The following is a 15,427-nucleotide window of genomic DNA, read 5'->3' on the forward strand; positions in this document are numbered from 1 at the left end:
GCATGGAGAAAAACGACCCGCATGGCATCATCATCCAGACGCAGGTGAACTACCTGCCGGAGCAGTCCGACGAGTCGGGCAACCGTTTCGTTTTCTCCTACACCATCAGCATCACCAACCTCGGCCGCAATTCCGCCAAGCTGCTCAGCCGCCACTGGATCATCACCGATGCCTACAACCACGTTCAGGAAGTGCGCGGACAGGGAGTGGTGGGCGAGCAGCCGCTGCTCAAGCCGCACCAGAGCTTCGAGTACACCAGCGGCACGGTGCTGACCACACAGGTCGGCACGATGCGCGGCAGTTACCAGATGCAGGCCGACGATGGTTCAACGTTTGATGTCGAGATCCCACAATTCGTATTGAGTGTACCGCGTGTTCTGCATTAACTCCCTTGCCGGCAAACGGCTCCAGGCAGCCCTGCTGCCATTGATGTTCCTCGCCGCCTGCACCACCACACCGCCCAAGCCTGCGGTCGCCCCACCTGCTGTCGCCACGCCGCCTGCCGCGCCGTTCGCCGTCAGCAAGTGGGAGATGCTGCCCGACTGGCAGACCATGGACCTGCAACCCAGCTGGACGGCCTTTTTGCAGAGCTGCCGCGCGCTGAAGACCAAGCCCGGCTGGCAGGAAACCTGCGCACGCGCCGACGGACTGGCGCAGCCTGACAACGCGGCATTGCGCAGCTTCTTCGAGCAAGGCTTCTCTCCCTATCAGGTGATCAATGCGGACGGATCGTCTCAGGGTTTGATCACCGGCTACTACGAACCCAGACTGTCCGGCAGCCGCGTCAGGACCGATCGCTTCCGTTATCCGCTGTACGCCGCGCCGGACGACCTGCTGACCATCGACCTGGGCGAGGTGTATCCGCAACTGAAGGACTTGCGCCTGCGCGGTCGCGTGCAAGGCAAGCGCGTCGTACCCTATTACAGCCGCGCCGAGATCGACGACGGCAAAGCCCCTCTGCCCGGGCGCGAACTGTTCTGGGTGGACGATGCAGTGGACCTGTTCTTCCTGCAGATCCAGGGCTCTGGGCGCATCGAACTGCCGGACGGCAGTCTGGTGAAGGTCGGCTATGCCGACCAGAACGGACACCCTTATATCTCCATCGGCAAGAAGCTGATCGAGATGGGCGAACTCAAGCCGGAAGAGGCGTCGATGCAGGGCATCAAGAACTGGGCCGCGCAACACCCGGACCGGCTCGGCGCGCTCCTGGAGCAGAATCCCAGCTATGTGTTTTTCCGCGAATTGCCGAACGGCCTGTCCGCCCCGCTCGGCGCGCTGGGCGTGCCTTTGACCAATGAATACAGCATCGCGATCGACCCGCGCACCATCCCGCTGGGCGCACCGGTATTGCTATCGACCACCTATCCGAATTCCACCGAGCCGCTGAACCGCCTGATGCTGGCGCAGGATACCGGCGGCGCGATCAAAGGCGCGGTACGCGCCGATTTCTTCTGGGGCTTCGGCGAACAGGCCGGAGTCCAGGCGGGACGGATGAAACAGCGCGGCCAGATGTGGGTACTGTTCCCCAAGGGGACCGAACCGACGGTCAATTGACGATGTGCACCAGATTGCGGCCGTGATGTTTGGCGTCGTACAGCGCCACTTCGGCCAGCTTGATCAGCTCGTCCTCGGAGGTGTCGCGGGAAGGGATACGGGAAACGCCGCCGATACTGATGGTCACCACGCCGAGCGCCGAGTCGCTGTACGGAATGCTCAGTGCACGCACTTTTTCGCTGAGCTTCTGGGCATGCAGTTGCAGGTCTTCGTAGTTGGTCCCCAGCGACACCACTGAAAACAACGCACCGCCATAACGTGCGGCACAGTCCGACGAGCGCATGAAGGACTTGGCGATGCAATCGCCGACGATACGCAGGCATTCATCGCCGGCGCTCTCCCCGTAGCGCTGGTTGAACAGCTTGAAGCGGTCCAGATCGATCATCAGCACCGACAGTTCGCTGTGGGTGCGCTGTGCGGCAGCAAGCATATGGGTGAACTGCTCATCGAAACGGCGGCGGTTGCTGATACCGACCAGCGGGTCGGTGTACACCAAGGTGTTCAATTGCATATTCAGTGCATCCAGATCCAGCCCGGACTGGTGCAAGCGTTGATCGAGCATGATCTTCACCGTCTCGTCTTTCTGGATACCGATGAAGTGGGTGAGCACTCCTTCATCGTTGTGTACCGGCGAGATGCTCAACTCGTTCCAGAACATCGAGCCGTCCTTGCGGTAATTGCGTAAGGTCACCGTGCACCCCTCCCCGCGCGCAAGCGCGGCACGTATCGTCTCCAGTTCCGGCTGTGCGGTGTCGGTGCCCTGCAAAAAACGGTAGTCGCGCCCGAGCACTTCCTCGGCCTTGTAACCGGTTATCTGCTCGAACCCCATGTTGACATAAAGGATCGGGGTCCCTTTCTTGCGGGCATCGGCGATAGTGATGCCGTCGTGCGACTCGTTGATCGCCTTGACCAGCAGGTCGCGCGAGATTTCCTCGGAATCGCCCATGTCACCCTCCCTACTTGGTTGACGCGTCCAGACGCTTCTCCAGTTCTTCCGCGGGCAAATACCCGGGAACTTGGCTGCCATCGCCGAAGATCAGGTTCGGCGTGCCAGTGACGCGATGCTTCCTGCCCAGCGCCATGATCTCCTCTAGCGGCATCTTGCAGGACGCCGTATCCGGCGCAACGCCGTTCAGCATCAGGTTGTCCCATGCCTTGACCGGGTTCTTCGCACAGTAGACATTGCGCGCAATCACGTCCGACCCCTGGAAAATCGGATACAGGAACAGGTACAGCGTGACATCGCTGACCTTGCTCAGCTCCTTCTCCAGGCGCTTGCAATAGCCGCAGTTCGGGTCGGTGAAATAGGCCAGCTTGCGCTTGCCGTTGCCTTTCACCTTCTTCACGGCCAGGTCGAGCGGCAACTTGTCGAATTCGATGGCGAACAGCTGGCGGCGGCGTTCCTCGGTCAGGTCGCGGCGGCTCTTCGCATCGATCACGCTGCCTTCGAACAGGTACTGGCCTTGTGCATCGGTGTACAGCAACTGGTCGCCGACCACGATCTCATACAGGCCGCTATACGGCGTCTTGACCACATGCTCCAGCTTGCCGATGTTGGGGAATTTGCTCTGCAGCGATTGGCGGATCTCCTTCTCGCCCGCATGGGCGGAAGACAGCAGAACGAACATCAACAGGCCGAGCAGTTTTTTGGCCAAACTCATTTCCTTCGTTTTCATATTGGGTTCCATCAGATAAAAGCGTGCTGCATCAGCATCTTCTTCAGCGGCACGAGGTGGTTGGTGGCATTCAGGCCGGCATTGCGCAACGTCTTCAACAGCGGATCGTCGTTATTGAACAGATGCTTCAGGCCGTAAGTCGTCGCCTGCATCGAATAAATGTCTTCCTTGCGCTTGCGGTCGTAGCGGCGCAACAACTGCGCATCGCCGCAGTCGCTAAAGCCCCCGCGCTCCAGCAGAACCTGCGCGAGCTGGCGTGCGTCGCGGAAGCCGGTGTTCACGCCCTGCCCGGCCAGCGGGTGCATGTTATGCGCGGCGTCGCCGATCAGGGCAACGCGCGGCGCACTGATCTGCGGCAGCACCAGCAGTCGCAGCGGGAAAGCGGCGGGCGGGGTGATGACGTTCATCGTACCCAGCGTGCCATTCGATGCAACCGACACGCGGGCGCAAAGCTCTCCGCGGGTGAGCGCCAGCAGTTCGGCGGACTTCTCCGGGCTGACCGACCACACCATGGACACGCGGTTGCCCGGCAGCGGCAGCAGCGCCAGGATGCCGTCCGGCTGGAACCATTGGTAAGCGATGCCTCGATGCGCGCGCTCAACGGTGAAATTGGCCACCACACCGTGCTGCCGGTAATCCACCGGCGCGGCGCTGATGCCCACCTGGTTGCGCACCCAGGAATCGCGCCCGTCGGCGCCGACCACCAGCTTCGCCCTCGCCTTGCGGCCGTCGTCCAGCGTGAGCACCGCAGCCTCGGGGGTGATCTCCAGCGCGGCGCATTTGGCCGGACACAGCAGCTCGAGGTTGTCCTGCTGCCTCAGCGCCTGCCAAATAGCGCCCTGCAGTTCACGGCTTTCCAGGATGCAGGCCAGTTCCGGCGCGCCCATCTGGTAGGCGCTGAATTCCAGCTCCGCCCCGCCGTCGCCGAACACCCGCATCTCCTCGACCGGCGCAACGCGGCTGGCGTCGAGGAAACCCCAGGCGCCGGACTGCTCGAGGAAGCCGCGGCAGCCGGGGCTGATGGCATAGATGCGGCTGTCCCAGTCGTCCGGCGACGTTTCGCCAGTCGGCTGCAAGGGACGGCCTTCGACCAGCGCCAGCGACAGCCCGCTGTGCCCGAGCGCGGCGGCCAGGCTGGCACCGACCAGCCCCCCGCCGATAATGACGATGTCGAATTCCATAGTCGGATATTTCGCAGAAATGATCGCGGCCATCATAGCATGACCGTGCTGATTAATTTATAATCAGCGCCCCCTTCGAGAGACACCATGCAAATCGGCCGCTACAAGCTCAGGAACAATCTCATCGTCGCCCCCATGGCCGGGGTGACCGATCGCCCTTTCCGCATGCTGTGCAAGCGCATGGGTGCGGGCATGGCGGTGAGCGAGATGGTGGCATCCAACTCCCTGCTGTACGGCTCGGAAAAGACCAAGCGCCGCGCCAATCACGAAGGAGAGGTCGAACCGATCTCGGTGCAGATCGTCGGCGCAGACCCGAAGATGCTGGCACAGGCCGCGAAATACAACGTCGACCACGGCGCGCAGATCATCGACATCAACATGGGCTGTCCCGCGAAGAAGATCTGCAACGTGATGGCGGGTTCCGCGCTGATGCAGAACGAGAAGCTGGTGACCGAGATACTCGAAGCGGTGGTCGGCGCGGTGGACGTGCCGGTCACATTGAAGATACGCACCGGCTGGGACAAAGCCAATCGCAACGCGGTGAACATCGCGCGCATCGCCGAATCCAGCGGCATCCAGGCGCTGGCCATACACGGCCGCACCCGCGCCTGCGCCTACACCGGCGACGCCGAATATGACACCATCGCCGCGGTGAAGACCGAGATAAGGATCCCAGTCATCGCCAACGGCGACATCACCACGCCTGAAAAGGCGAAGTTTGTGCTGGGACACACCGGCGCGGACGCGGTGATGATAGGCCGCGCGGCGCAGGGCCGCCCGTGGCTGTTCCGCGAGATCGAATATTTCCTCAAGACTGGCACGCACCTGCCCTCGCCAGAGGTCGGCGAGATCCACCACATCCTGGTGGCGCACGTGCACGAACTGTACGACTTCTACGGGGAATTCACCGGCCTGCGCGTGGCACGCAAACACATCTCCTGGTACACCAAGGGACTTGTCGGTTCGGCGCATTTTCGCCATCACATGAATCAGCTGGAGAGCGCCGAAGAGCAGCTCGCAGCGGTGGATGCATTCTTTACAGAACAAGCGCAGAGCGGATCGCGACTGTGCTACAGGGAGGAACTGGCGGCATGACTGACTGCGCGATAAACGAAAACGATATGGCGCGCTATGTGCGCAAGGCACTCAAGGAATATTTCCGTGACCTCGACGGCGAGAACCCCTGCTGCAACATGTACGACATGGTGATGGACTGCGTCGAGAAACCGTTGCTCGAAATGGTGCTGGAACATGTCGGCGGCAACCAGACCCGCGCGGCAGACACGCTCGGCATCAACCGCAATACGCTGCGCAAGAAGATGCAGCAGCACGGCATCGAATAAACAAACCGGCTGCGCGCCCGTTCGCGAGCCGCGCGCTACGGTTTGATAGCTCAAAGATTTTTTATTTAACTGGAACCATCATGGCTGCAATCAAACAAGCACTCATCAGCGTGTCGGACAAATCCGGCGTCCTCGAATTCGCACAGGGGCTGCATAGCCTCGGCGTAAAGATCCTGTCCACCGGCGGCACCGCCAAACTGCTCGCCGACAACGGCGTTCCCTGCACCGAAGTGGCCGACTACACCGGCTTCCCCGAGATGCTGGACGGCCGCGTCAAGACCCTGCAGCCGAAAGTTCATGCCGGCATCCTCGCGCGCCGCGACCTGCCCGAGCATGTCGCCACGCTGGAAAAGCACGGCATCCCGACCATCGACCTGGTGGTGGTGAACCTGTATCCGTTCGCGGCGACCGTCGCCAAGCCCGGCTGCACGCTGGAAGACGCGATCGAGAACATCGACATCGGCGGCCCGACCATGGTGCGCGCCGCGGCGAAGAACCACGCGCATGTCGCCATCGTCACCGACCCGGCAGACTACTCTGACGTGCTGGAAGAAATGCGCATGAATGGCGCTGCGGTCAGTGATGCGACGCGCTTCGACCTGATGAAGAAGGCGTTCTCGCACACTGCCGCCTACGACAGCATGATCAGCAACTACCTGACCGCGATCGACAGCGACGGCAAGAAGAGCGAGTTCCCCGCGCAGATCAACTTCAACTTCGCCAAGGTGCAGGACATGCGCTACGGCGAGAACCCGCACCAGAGCGCCGCGTTCTATCGCGACCTCAACCCGGTGGCCGGCGGCATCGCCGACTACACCCAGTTGCAGGGCAAGGAACTCAGCTACAACAACATCGGCGACGCCGATGCGGCCTGGGAATTGGTCAAGACCTTCGACCAGCCCGCCTGCGTCATCGTCAAGCACGCCAACCCCTGCGGCGTGGCGATCGCCGACACCCCGCTGAACGCCTACAAGCTGGCCTACGCGACCGACACCACCTCCGCGTTCGGCGGCATCATCGCGTTCAATCGCGAACTGGACGAGGCTTCCGCAGCGCAGATCACCGCGAACCAGTTCGTCGAACTCATCATCGCGCCGAGTGCCTCCGAGGCCGCACTGAAGGTCACCGCCGCCAAGCAGAACGTGCGCGTGCTGACCGTGCCGCTGTCCAACGCCCACAACCAGTGGGACGTAAAACGCGTCGGCGGCGGCCTGCTGGTGCAGTCGCCGGATGCGCTGAACGTGCAGGCCTCGCAGCTCAAGGTGGTCACCAAGGTGCAGCCGACTGCAGAGCAACTGACCGACCTGCTGTTCGCCTGGCGCGTGGCGAAGTACGTGAAGTCCAACGCGATCGTGTTCTGCAAGGGCGGCCAGACTCTGGGCGTGGGCGCAGGCCAGATGAGCCGCGTGGACTCCACGCGCATCGCCAGCATCAAGGCGCAGAACGCAGGCCTGAGCCTCGCAGGTTCCGTAGTCGCATCGGACGCGTTCTTCCCGTTCCGCGACGGCGTGGACGTGCTGGCACAAGCGGGCGCGAAGGCGGTCATCCAGCCTGGCGGCTCGATGCGCGACGAAGAAGTGATTGCGGCGGCGGACGAGCATGGGTTGGCGATGGTCGTCACCGGCTTCCGCCACTTCCGTCACTAAAACGATCAGTCCGTTCGTGGTGAGCTTGTCGAACCATGAACGGAATCATTCAAGCAGTAGCCGCCCTTCGGCAAGCTCAGGGCGAACGGATTAATTACAGTTGTTCTAAGGTGTCGTTATGAAAATATTAGTCATCGGTAACGGCGGTCGCGAGCACGCGCTGGCATGGCGTCTGGCACAAGGGGCCAAGGTGCAGAAGGTCTATGTTGCACCGGGCAACGCGGGTACGGCTCTCGAAGAAGGGCTGGAGAACGTCGCGATCACCGCGATCCCTGATCTAATCGAATTCGTGCAGCGTGAAAACATCGAGCTCACCGTCGTCGGTCCGGAAGCTCCGCTGGCTGCGGGCGTGGTGGATGCTTTCCGCGCGGCAGGGCTGAAGATCTTCGGCCCGACCAAGGCGGCCGCACAGCTCGAATCGTCCAAGGATTTCGCCAAGCGCTTCATGACGCGCCATAACATCCCCACCGCGTTCTTCGAGACCTTCAGCGACATCGCCAAGGCCAAAGCCTATGTCGAGAAGCACGGCGCGCCCATCGTCATCAAGGCCGACGGCCTCGCTGCGGGCAAGGGCGTCGTGGTTGCGATGAGCAAGGACGAAGCATTCGATGCCATCGACATGATGCTGTCGGACAACAAGCTCGGCGATGCGGGTGCGCGCGTGGTGATCGAGGAATTCCTCGAAGGCGAAGAAGCCAGCTTCATCGTGATGGCCGACGGCAAGAACGTGCTGGCCATGGCGACCAGCCAGGACCACAAACGTCTCAAGGACAACGACCAGGGCCCGAACACCGGCGGCATGGGCGCATATTCGCCCGCGCCCGTGGTCACCCCGGAGATCCATGCTCGCGTGCTGCGCGAAGTGATCCAGCCGGTGATGCGCGGCATGGAAAGCGAGGGCATCGTTTACACCGGCTTCCTGTATGCCGGCCTGATGATCTCGCCGGACGGCGGCATCAAGGTGCTGGAGTTCAACTGCCGCATGGGCGACCCCGAGACGCAGCCCATCATGCTGCGCCTGAAGAGCGACCTCGCGGCCATCGTCGAGCACGCCGTCAACGGCACGCTGGACCAGGTCGAGGCCGAATGGGATCGCCGCACCGCGCTGGGCGTGGTGATGGCTGCTGCCAACTATCCCGAGACTCCGCGCAAGGGCGACGTCATCACCGGATTGCCGAAGAAGCTGGAAGATGCGCACGTATTCCACGCCGGTACGACGATGCAGGACGGCAAGGTGGTCACCAGCGGCGGCCGCGTGCTGTGCGTCGTGGCGCTCGGCGACATGGTGAAAGTGGCGCAGAAGCGCGCCTACGATATCGCCGACACCATCCATTTCGACGGTTGCCAGATGCGGCGCGACATCGGCTATCGCGCCATCGCCCCAAGGAAATAATTGCATCGCTCCGCCGCATCGTCCCGCCGCATCGCCGCGCATCTCCGGCGCGGCGGGCTGATCGCCTACCCCACCGAATCCTGCTACGGCCTGGGTTGCGACCCGCGCAACCGCAATGCGGTGCTGCGCCTGCTTAAGCTCAAGCAGCGCCCACAGCACAAGGGACTGATCCTCATCGCCGCACACTACCGCCAAGTAGCGCGCTACCTGAAACCGCTCACGCCCGACGAACAAGCGAAGTTGCAGAACGATGGCGCGCAGGCCATCACCTACCTGATGCCTGCCAAGCCTTCCTGCCCTCGCTGGCTACGCGGCATGCACAACACACTGGCGGTGCGCATCACCGCACATCCGTTCGCCTCAAGGCTCTGCCGCGGCGTGAACGGTGCGCTGGTTTCCACCAGCGCCAACCTCAGCGGCCAGCGCCCCGCGACGACCTACGAGGAATGCCGGCGCATGTTCGGACGCAAGGTGCTGGTGCTGCCGGGACGCGTGGGCAAACGCAGGAAACCGTCGACCATACGCACCTGGGCGGATGGTAGAATCATACGAAATTAGTCAGGAATCGCCTCCATCCGGAGCAATTCCTTAAACCTGCTCCCTCTCCCACCTGCAGAGGGGGAAAACCACCGGAGAAAAAATGGATAGCAACGCCGTCAAGGAATACCTGCTCGAACTGCAAGAACTGATCGTCGAACGTCTGGAACAAGTGGACGGCAAGAAATTCATCCGCGACAAGTGGCAGCGTCCTTCGACAGGCTCAGGACAGGCTCTCAGCATCGCCCAAGGCGAAGGCATCAGTTGCATCATCGAAGAAGGCAACGTGCTCGAGCGCGGCGGCGTGGCGTTCTCACATGTGCGGGGCGACAAGATGCCCACCTCGGCCACAGCGCACCGTCCCGAGCTGGCCGGGTGCAGCTGGGAGGCGATGGGCGTGTCGCTGGTGATGCACCCGCGCAATCCCTATGCGCCGACCTCGCACGCCAACGTGCGCATGTTCATGGCGACCAAGCCGGACGGCGACAAGGTGTTCTGGTTCGGCGGCGGCATGGACCTCACGCCTTACTACGGCTTCGAGGAAGACGCGCAGCACTTCCACCAGATCTGCAAGAACTCGCTCGCGCCGTTCGATCCCTCGTTGCACCCCAAATTCAAGAAATGGTGCGACGACTATTTCTTCCTGAAGCACCGCAACGAACCGCGCGGCGTGGGCGGTATCTTCTTCGACGATCTCTCGGAGCCGGATTTCGACACCTGCTTCGCCATCCAGCAGAGCGTGGGCGACCACTACCTGTCGGCATATGTGCCGCTGCTCGAAAAACGCAAGGACACGCCGTACGGCGAACGCGAGCGCGACTTCCAGCTGTATCGTCGCGGACGTTACGTCGAATTCAACCTGGTGATCGACCGCGGCACCATCTTCGGCCTGCAGTCGAACGGCCGCACCGAATCCATCCTGCTCTCCATGCCGCCGCTGGTGAAGTGGCGCTACGACTGGCATCCGGAGAAGGGCACGCCGGAAGCGGAGCTGTACGACAAGTACCTCGTGCCCAAAGACTGGGTATAACCAAAAACAAAACCCGCCGCTGGCGGGTTTTGTTTTTATGGGCATCTAAATCTTCAGATGCCCTGCAGGGAAAGCCTGTTTATTTGAACAGCACCACCGCCTTCTGCAGCGTCATCCAGAAACCCCAGGCCAGCGGCAGGCCCACGGCCAGCCATGCCAGCGTCACCTTCCAGCTGTGGCTGGCCTCGTGTGCCAGCGCCTTGGCGTCCTGCACGAAATGCTCGTGCGTGTCGTCGGCCTGCTTCTTCTCTTCCTTGAGCTCTTCCTCGCTCATGTGGTGCTGTTCGGCCACCGACTGGATCAGCCAGTTGCAGATGAAGCCCAGCACCAGCAAGCCGGCGAGGATGTACATGGTGACGGTGTAGGCATCGGCGCGTGCCACGCCGTGGTCGAGCTGATATTCACGGATGTAGTTCACCAGCAGCGGGCCGAAGATGCCGGCGGCCGCCCAGGCAGTCAGCAGGCGGCCGTGGATCGCGCCCACCATCCGGGTGCCGAACAGGTCGGCGAGGTAGGCCGGCACGGTGGCGAAGGCGCCGCCGTACATCGACAGGATGATGCAGAAGAACGCCACGAAGAACGCGAGGCTGCCTGCCGCTGCCATGCTGGGGATGGACGCATACAGCGCGCAGCCCAGCAGGAAGAAGATGGAGAAGGTGAGCTTGCGGCCCAGCTTGTCGGACAGCGAGGCCCAGAAGAAACGGCCGCCGATGTTGAACAGCGACAGCAGCCCGGTGAAGCCTGCGGCGATGGCGGCGATCTGCGTCTTCTGTGCGGCGTCGAGATCGTTGAATGCGAGGTCGAGGCCGATCAGCTTGCCGCCGAACACTTCCTGCAGCAGCGGCGAGGCCATGCCGATGATGCCGATGCCGGCCGTTACGTTGAGGCACAGCACGCCCCACACCAGCCAGAACTGCGGCGTCTTCCATGCCACGTCCAGATGCACATGGCGGTCGGTGATCATGCTCTTCTTCGAGGGCTCAGCCGGCGGCTGCCAGCCGGCAGGTTTCCAGTTGTCCGCGGGGACGCGGTAACCCAACGCGCCCGCCATCATGAACACGAAATAGATCACGGCCAGCGTGACGAAGGTCTCCCACACGCCGACCGAGGTGGGCGTGGCGAAGTAGGTCATCAGTTTGTTGGCCAGCGGTGCGCCTATCATCGCGCCGCCGCCGAAGCCCATGATGGCCATGCCGGTCGCCATGCCGCGACGGTCCGGGAACCACTTGATCAGCGTCGACACCGGCGAGATATAGCCCAGCCCCAGGCCGATGCCGCCGATCACGCCGGAGCCCAGCCACAGCATCCAGATCTGGTGCAGGTGCACGCCGAGTGCGGAGATCAGCAGACCGCCGCACCAGCAGAACGCTGCCACCACGCCTGCGCGGCGCGGGCCCACGCGTTCCAGCCAGCCGCCCCAGATCGCGGCCGAGGTGCCGAGGAACACGAAGAACAGCGTGTACATCCAGCCCAGCGTGGAGATCTTCCAGTCGCAGTTGGCAGCAAACATTTCGGCGAAGAAGCCCATGTCCTTGGGACAGTCCACCGCAGCGGTGATACCAATGGCATGCGACAGCGGCAGCCAGAACACCGAGAAGCCGTAGGCCATGCCGATGCAGAGATGGATGGCGAGTGCGGCGGGCGGCACCAGCCAGCGGTTGAAGCCCGGTCGGGCGATGATGCGTTCCCGGTCGAGAAAACCGGGCGTGCGTGCTTGTTGCATGGATCTACTCCGTTGGATTGAAAACCTTTTTGCCGTTATGGGCGCTGCGCGCCTCTGGCGAGGGGCGGCATTATCTTGCCAAGCCCCCCAGTAAAGCAAATCGATTTAGTAGGGTATTAAACCCAGGAGTATTCATGGTCGATACTCGACCGCAACGTGCCGCCGCATCAGCTCCAGACCTTCCGCAGCAGAATGCTGCGGAACCAGCCCCCCGCCATCGCCGGCTCGTCGCTGACCACCTGCAACGACGGCGCCGCGCGCAGCGCCTCCTCGAACACCACGTCCATGCGCGTGGCGAAGCGGCGGGTGATCCCATTGAACAGGCGGCGCAGCGGCGCGCGCTGTCGCGGACGCAGGAACTTGTCGAACAGGATGACTGTGCCGCCGGGCTTGAGCACGCGCGCGGCCTCGGCGAGGCAGCGCTCAGGTTGCGGCACCACGGCGACGATCAGGTGCAGCACCACATGGTCGAACGTCTCGTCGGCGAACGGCAGCGCCATGCTGTCGCCCAACACGAAATCCACCTGCAGACACGACCCGCGAGGCACCGCACGCGCCAGCATCGCCGGGCTGAAATCCAGCGCGATATAGCGGTGCAGCGGCGGCAGCAACGGCAGGTCCAGTCCCGTGCCCGCCCCGCTCACCAGAACGCGCCCCGGCACATCCTGCGGCAGGGCGCGCAGCGATCGCCTGCGCGCCTCGCGCATCGGAAGCTCGATGACGAGGTCATACAACGGCGCGACGAAGCGATAGCTGATGCGCAGCAGCGGGTTCTGGCGCCAGGGTTGGCCGGGATTCTTCATGAGGGGAGTGTAGTAAAAATTTCGCAGGAGCGGATATACGGTGTGTCACTAGTTGTGCGTATTGCGTCAAGTACCCAACAACAAGGAGAGCATCCTGAGCTCACCATCGGCCGAGCAGAAAACCGTGGTGCGTACCGCGCGCGAAGTGCTGCTGGTTGCGTAAACAGGCTATGTGGAGACCCGATTCCGGCCATTCTGCTTCGATCGATACAAGGCATGATCTGCCTGCCTGATGTAGTCCTGGCAATCGAGGAACCTTGCACCCGGGGCCGCTCCAGTTGCAGAGACTCCCGCGCTGATGGTGAGCGGCCGATCCGCCTTGTATTTCGAGGGAAGGCCTTGCTCCTGCACGGCCATACGCAACTTCTCGGCCACGACAAGAGCACCGTCGAGGTCGGTTTCGGGCAAAACGATCAGGAACTCCTCTCCGCCCATCCGCCCAAGCACGTCAGAATCGCGAATATTGTCCCCCAGTATGGCCGCGACACTACACAATGCCTCATCTCCGGCTTCGTGGCCCCAGATGTCATTGATAGACTTGAAGTGGTCAACATCCACCATGATAAAACCGACCGACAAGCCGTTTCGGGCAGCCAGTGCAAGGATGTTTTGCGTGTTCTCCAGGGCCGCGCGCCGGTTCAATACATCTGTCAAATGGTCACGGTGTGCCAATCTGTGCAGGCGATCAGACAGCATGCAGACCTGGCTCGCGGCATTGGAAAGCAGCAACCCGCTTTGCTCATTGAAGCGCTGGTCCTGCTCGTATCTCTCTTCCAATGCCTTCAGCCGCCAAGCCATGGGTTCCTGCAACTCCTCGGGGATGGCAATGGCTGAAACCGGGGTCAGTCGCAACAAAAGAGCTTCGAGGTTCGCGTTTACCGCCTCATCCGCCTTCTTGTGGAAACGGATGGTATGAGTCTTCTTGCTGAGATAGGTGCTGCATGGTTCTTCAGTGGTGTCGATATGGACGTAATCGACATCGCCAGCCAGATACGTGCCACAATGGAACAGCCCACGTTCGAATTCGCTCGGGTAGGGGGTTACACAAACCAGCTTTGCATAACCAGCGGATTCGTCGAACTCAGCCAGGTCCAACCAGCCGATCTTTTCCCTGTCCCCGCGGTGTGCCATCGAATAGCCGACGCTGTTTCCCTGCATCCGCAGGAAGTCGGACGCGCAATTCACAAGATGGTTGTTGCCATTCTCGAACCAGTCACGCGCAAAACAGGCCCCGGCATGAAACAGGATGGGGCCCGTATCGACTTCGAACCTGTCCAGGTCATCCAGCAGCCGAAAGAAAATCGCCATCGAATACCATGCATTCGATTCGATATTCTTGACCAGATTGGCTCCATGTTCACCGCTCAGAACATGGACGTTCCGAAGCGCTTGCACCAAGCCAGCAAGCATGGACCCCAGCACTTCGATACCCGAATCTTCCTGCACACCAGCATGAGCAAGGTTCATCATCACCTCTTCTTTGTGGAGTGTGGCTCACCCTCTTGTCAGCCAATGCCTGCCGACAATAAGGGGCTAAGCTTTCGGTGCTTACCCTAGCCCGCATTGGCCGCATGGTCAATAGCGTCAGGCCCGTGTGCTGCGCCCTTTGACCAAGCTCAGGACTCGCTTATTTCGCCCTGCGCCTACTTCACCAGATAATCCCCAACCACGCCCGCGAACACCGCCGCCCCGAACCAGTTGTTGTGCAGGAACGCCGCAAAGCATTTCTCGCGGCTTCTGTTCTTGATGAGGATGTAGTGATAAAGCGAAATGCCTTCCGCAACGATCAGCCCGATGAAGTAGATCATCCCCAAGCCAGCCAGCCAGCCAGCCGCTGCCAGCAACATCAGGGTCAGCGCATAGCACATCATCACGGCGAACACGTCGTGCTTGCCGAAGAACAGCGCCGAGGAATGGATGCCAAGATGGGTGTCGTCGTCGCGGTCCACCATCGCGTATTCGGTGTCATAGGCGACGGCCCAGAACACGTTGGCGAGCAGCAGTACCCAAGCCACCGCCGGCACTTCGCCGAGTTGCGCGGCAAACGCCATGGGGATGCCGAAGCCGAAGGCGATTCCGAGATAGGCCTGCGGAATAGCGAAGAAGCGCTTGGTGAAGGGATAGCTCGCGGCGAGGAAGGCCGCGGGGAAGGCGAGCAGCCAGGTCAGCGGGTTGAGCGGCAGGATGAGCAGGAAGGACACGAACGCCAGCCCGGCGGCCAGCCACACCGTCTCGCGCTCGCTGACCTTGCCACTGGTGAGCGGGCGCTCCCTGGTGCGCTTCACGTGCTTGTCGATATGGCGGTCGGCGTAGTCGTTGATGGCACAGCCGGAGGAACGCATCAGCACGGTGCCGAGTGTGAAGATGAGCACGATGTGGATCGCGGGATGTCCCGCACCTGCGATCCACACGCCCCACAGCGTGGGCCACAGCAACAGCAGGATGCCGATGGGGCGGTTCAGGCGGGTGAGCTGGATGTAGAGGGAGAGGCGTTCGGTGAGCATTTCAGGATATGGGATTCAGGATACGGGATTCAGTGTA

15 protein-coding genes are annotated in these 15,427 nt (G+C 61.9%); 8 read left to right on the plus strand and 7 right to left on the minus strand.

Going from position 1 to position 15,427, the window contains the following annotated elements; translation table 11 throughout:
* The first annotated feature begins 2 nt into the window (after positions 1-2).
* Entirely contained in the window at positions 3-386 is a 384-nt protein-coding gene (gene apaG, locus FGKAn22_RS11500; RefSeq protein ID WP_212785772.1) for a Co2+/Mg2+ efflux protein ApaG, read from the plus strand.
* The gene (gene mltA, locus FGKAn22_RS11505) at positions 373-1,554 is read left to right on the plus strand and encodes a murein transglycosylase A (protein ID WP_246487405.1); all 1,182 of its coding nucleotides are present in this window, start codon (positions 373-375) and stop codon (positions 1,552-1,554) included. The genes apaG and mltA overlap by 14 nt, the downstream gene beginning before the upstream one ends.
* Here mltA and FGKAn22_RS11510 read toward each other — a convergent pair.
* From FGKAn22_RS11510 to FGKAn22_RS11520, 3 genes are read right to left on the minus strand one after another with little or no spacing between them, the layout of a single operon-like run.
* Complete coding sequence (locus FGKAn22_RS11510) at positions 1,547-2,500, minus strand: diguanylate cyclase (RefSeq protein WP_212785773.1); 954 nt, start codon at positions 2,498-2,500, stop codon at positions 1,547-1,549. The genes mltA and FGKAn22_RS11510 overlap by 8 nt on opposite strands.
* A gap of 10 nt (positions 2,501-2,510) precedes the next feature.
* Positions 2,511-3,230: a DsbC family protein gene (locus tag FGKAn22_RS11515; protein ID WP_246487406.1), complete on the minus strand. Its 720-nt coding sequence runs from the start codon at positions 3,228-3,230 to the stop codon at positions 2,511-2,513.
* An 11-nt stretch (positions 3,231-3,241) separates the two neighbouring features.
* Complete coding sequence (locus FGKAn22_RS11520) at positions 3,242-4,447, minus strand: UbiH/UbiF family hydroxylase (RefSeq protein WP_246487407.1); 1,206 nt, start codon at positions 4,445-4,447, stop codon at positions 3,242-3,244.
* Positions 4,448-4,498: 51 nt separating this feature from the next.
* On the opposite strand from FGKAn22_RS11520, the gene dusB reads away from it, so the two are divergent.
* From dusB to hemF, 6 genes are all read left to right on the plus strand, one after another.
* Positions 4,499-5,506 carry a tRNA dihydrouridine synthase DusB gene (dusB, locus tag FGKAn22_RS11525; RefSeq protein WP_212785774.1) on the plus strand — a complete coding sequence of 336 codons (1,008 nt, stop codon included), beginning with the start codon at positions 4,499-4,501 and terminating at the stop codon, positions 5,504-5,506.
* Entirely contained in the window at positions 5,503-5,754 is a 252-nt protein-coding gene (locus FGKAn22_RS11530) for a Fis family transcriptional regulator (protein WP_212785775.1), read from the plus strand. The genes dusB and FGKAn22_RS11530 overlap by 4 nt, the downstream gene beginning before the upstream one ends.
* A gap of 80 nt (positions 5,755-5,834) precedes the next feature.
* Entirely contained in the window at positions 5,835-7,400 is a 1,566-nt protein-coding gene (gene purH / locus FGKAn22_RS11535) for a bifunctional phosphoribosylaminoimidazolecarboxamide formyltransferase/IMP cyclohydrolase (protein ID WP_212785776.1), read from the plus strand.
* Between the two features lie 118 nt (positions 7,401-7,518).
* Positions 7,519-8,793, plus strand: coding sequence for a phosphoribosylamine--glycine ligase (gene purD, locus FGKAn22_RS11540; RefSeq protein ID WP_212785777.1), 1,275 nt, complete (start codon positions 7,519-7,521; stop codon positions 8,791-8,793).
* A complete protein-coding gene (gene tsaC, locus FGKAn22_RS11545) occupies positions 8,794-9,351 on the plus strand; it encodes an L-threonylcarbamoyladenylate synthase type 1 TsaC (protein WP_212785778.1) in 558 nt (185 codons plus the stop codon).
* 82 nt (positions 9,352-9,433) lie between these two features.
* Positions 9,434-10,360: an oxygen-dependent coproporphyrinogen oxidase gene (gene hemF, locus FGKAn22_RS11550; RefSeq protein ID WP_212785779.1), complete on the plus strand. Its 927-nt coding sequence runs from the start codon at positions 9,434-9,436 to the stop codon at positions 10,358-10,360.
* A 79-nt stretch (positions 10,361-10,439) separates the two neighbouring features.
* Here hemF and FGKAn22_RS11555 read toward each other — a convergent pair whose 3' ends face one another.
* From FGKAn22_RS11555 to ubiA, 4 genes are all read right to left on the minus strand, one after another.
* On the minus strand, positions 10,440-12,083 hold the full coding sequence (locus tag FGKAn22_RS11555; protein ID WP_212785780.1) for an OFA family MFS transporter: 1,644 nt from the start codon (positions 12,081-12,083) through the stop codon (positions 10,440-10,442).
* A gap of 167 nt (positions 12,084-12,250) precedes the next feature.
* Complete coding sequence (locus FGKAn22_RS11560) at positions 12,251-12,886, minus strand: class I SAM-dependent methyltransferase (RefSeq protein ID WP_212785781.1); 636 nt, start codon at positions 12,884-12,886, stop codon at positions 12,251-12,253.
* 168 nt (positions 12,887-13,054) lie between these two features.
* Positions 13,055-14,356 carry a GGDEF domain-containing protein gene (locus FGKAn22_RS11565; protein ID WP_212785782.1) on the minus strand — a complete coding sequence of 434 codons (1,302 nt, stop codon included), beginning with the start codon at positions 14,354-14,356 and terminating at the stop codon, positions 13,055-13,057.
* 173 nt (positions 14,357-14,529) lie between these two features.
* Positions 14,530-15,390, minus strand: coding sequence for a 4-hydroxybenzoate octaprenyltransferase (gene ubiA, locus FGKAn22_RS11570; protein ID WP_212785783.1), 861 nt, complete (start codon positions 15,388-15,390; stop codon positions 14,530-14,532).
* Between the last annotated feature and the right edge of the window lie 37 nt (positions 15,391-15,427).

Source organism: Ferrigenium kumadai (assembly GCF_018324385.1).
Lineage (GTDB): Bacteria > Pseudomonadota > Gammaproteobacteria > Burkholderiales > Gallionellaceae > Gallionella > Gallionella kumadai.

Coding starts and splice junctions, on each gene's coding strand:
- apaG (WP_212785772.1), top strand. CDS start 3: ATGGAGAAAAACGACCCGCATGGCATCATCATCCAGACGCAGGTGAAC.
- FGKAn22_RS11510 (WP_212785773.1), bottom strand. CDS start 2,500: ATGGGCGATTCCGAGGAAATCTCGCGCGACCTGCTGGTCAAGGCGATC.
- FGKAn22_RS11515 (WP_246487406.1), bottom strand. CDS start 3,230: ATGAAAACGAAGGAAATGAGTTTGGCCAAAAAACTGCTCGGCCTGTTG.
- FGKAn22_RS11520 (WP_246487407.1), bottom strand. CDS start 4,447: ATGATGGCCGCGATCATTTCTGCGAAATATCCGACTATGGAATTCGAC.
- dusB (WP_212785774.1), top strand. CDS start 4,499: ATGCAAATCGGCCGCTACAAGCTCAGGAACAATCTCATCGTCGCCCCC.
- FGKAn22_RS11530 (WP_212785775.1), top strand. CDS start 5,503: ATGACTGACTGCGCGATAAACGAAAACGATATGGCGCGCTATGTGCGC.
- purH (WP_212785776.1), top strand. CDS start 5,835: ATGGCTGCAATCAAACAAGCACTCATCAGCGTGTCGGACAAATCCGGC.
- purD (WP_212785777.1), top strand. CDS start 7,519: ATGAAAATATTAGTCATCGGTAACGGCGGTCGCGAGCACGCGCTGGCA.
- hemF (WP_212785779.1), top strand. CDS start 9,434: ATGGATAGCAACGCCGTCAAGGAATACCTGCTCGAACTGCAAGAACTG.
- FGKAn22_RS11555 (WP_212785780.1), bottom strand. CDS start 12,083: ATGCAACAAGCACGCACGCCCGGTTTTCTCGACCGGGAACGCATCATC.
- FGKAn22_RS11560 (WP_212785781.1), bottom strand. CDS start 12,886: ATGAAGAATCCCGGCCAACCCTGGCGCCAGAACCCGCTGCTGCGCATC.
- FGKAn22_RS11565 (WP_212785782.1), bottom strand. CDS start 14,356: ATGATGAACCTTGCTCATGCTGGTGTGCAGGAAGATTCGGGTATCGAA.
- ubiA (WP_212785783.1), bottom strand. CDS start 15,390: ATGCTCACCGAACGCCTCTCCCTCTACATCCAGCTCACCCGCCTGAAC.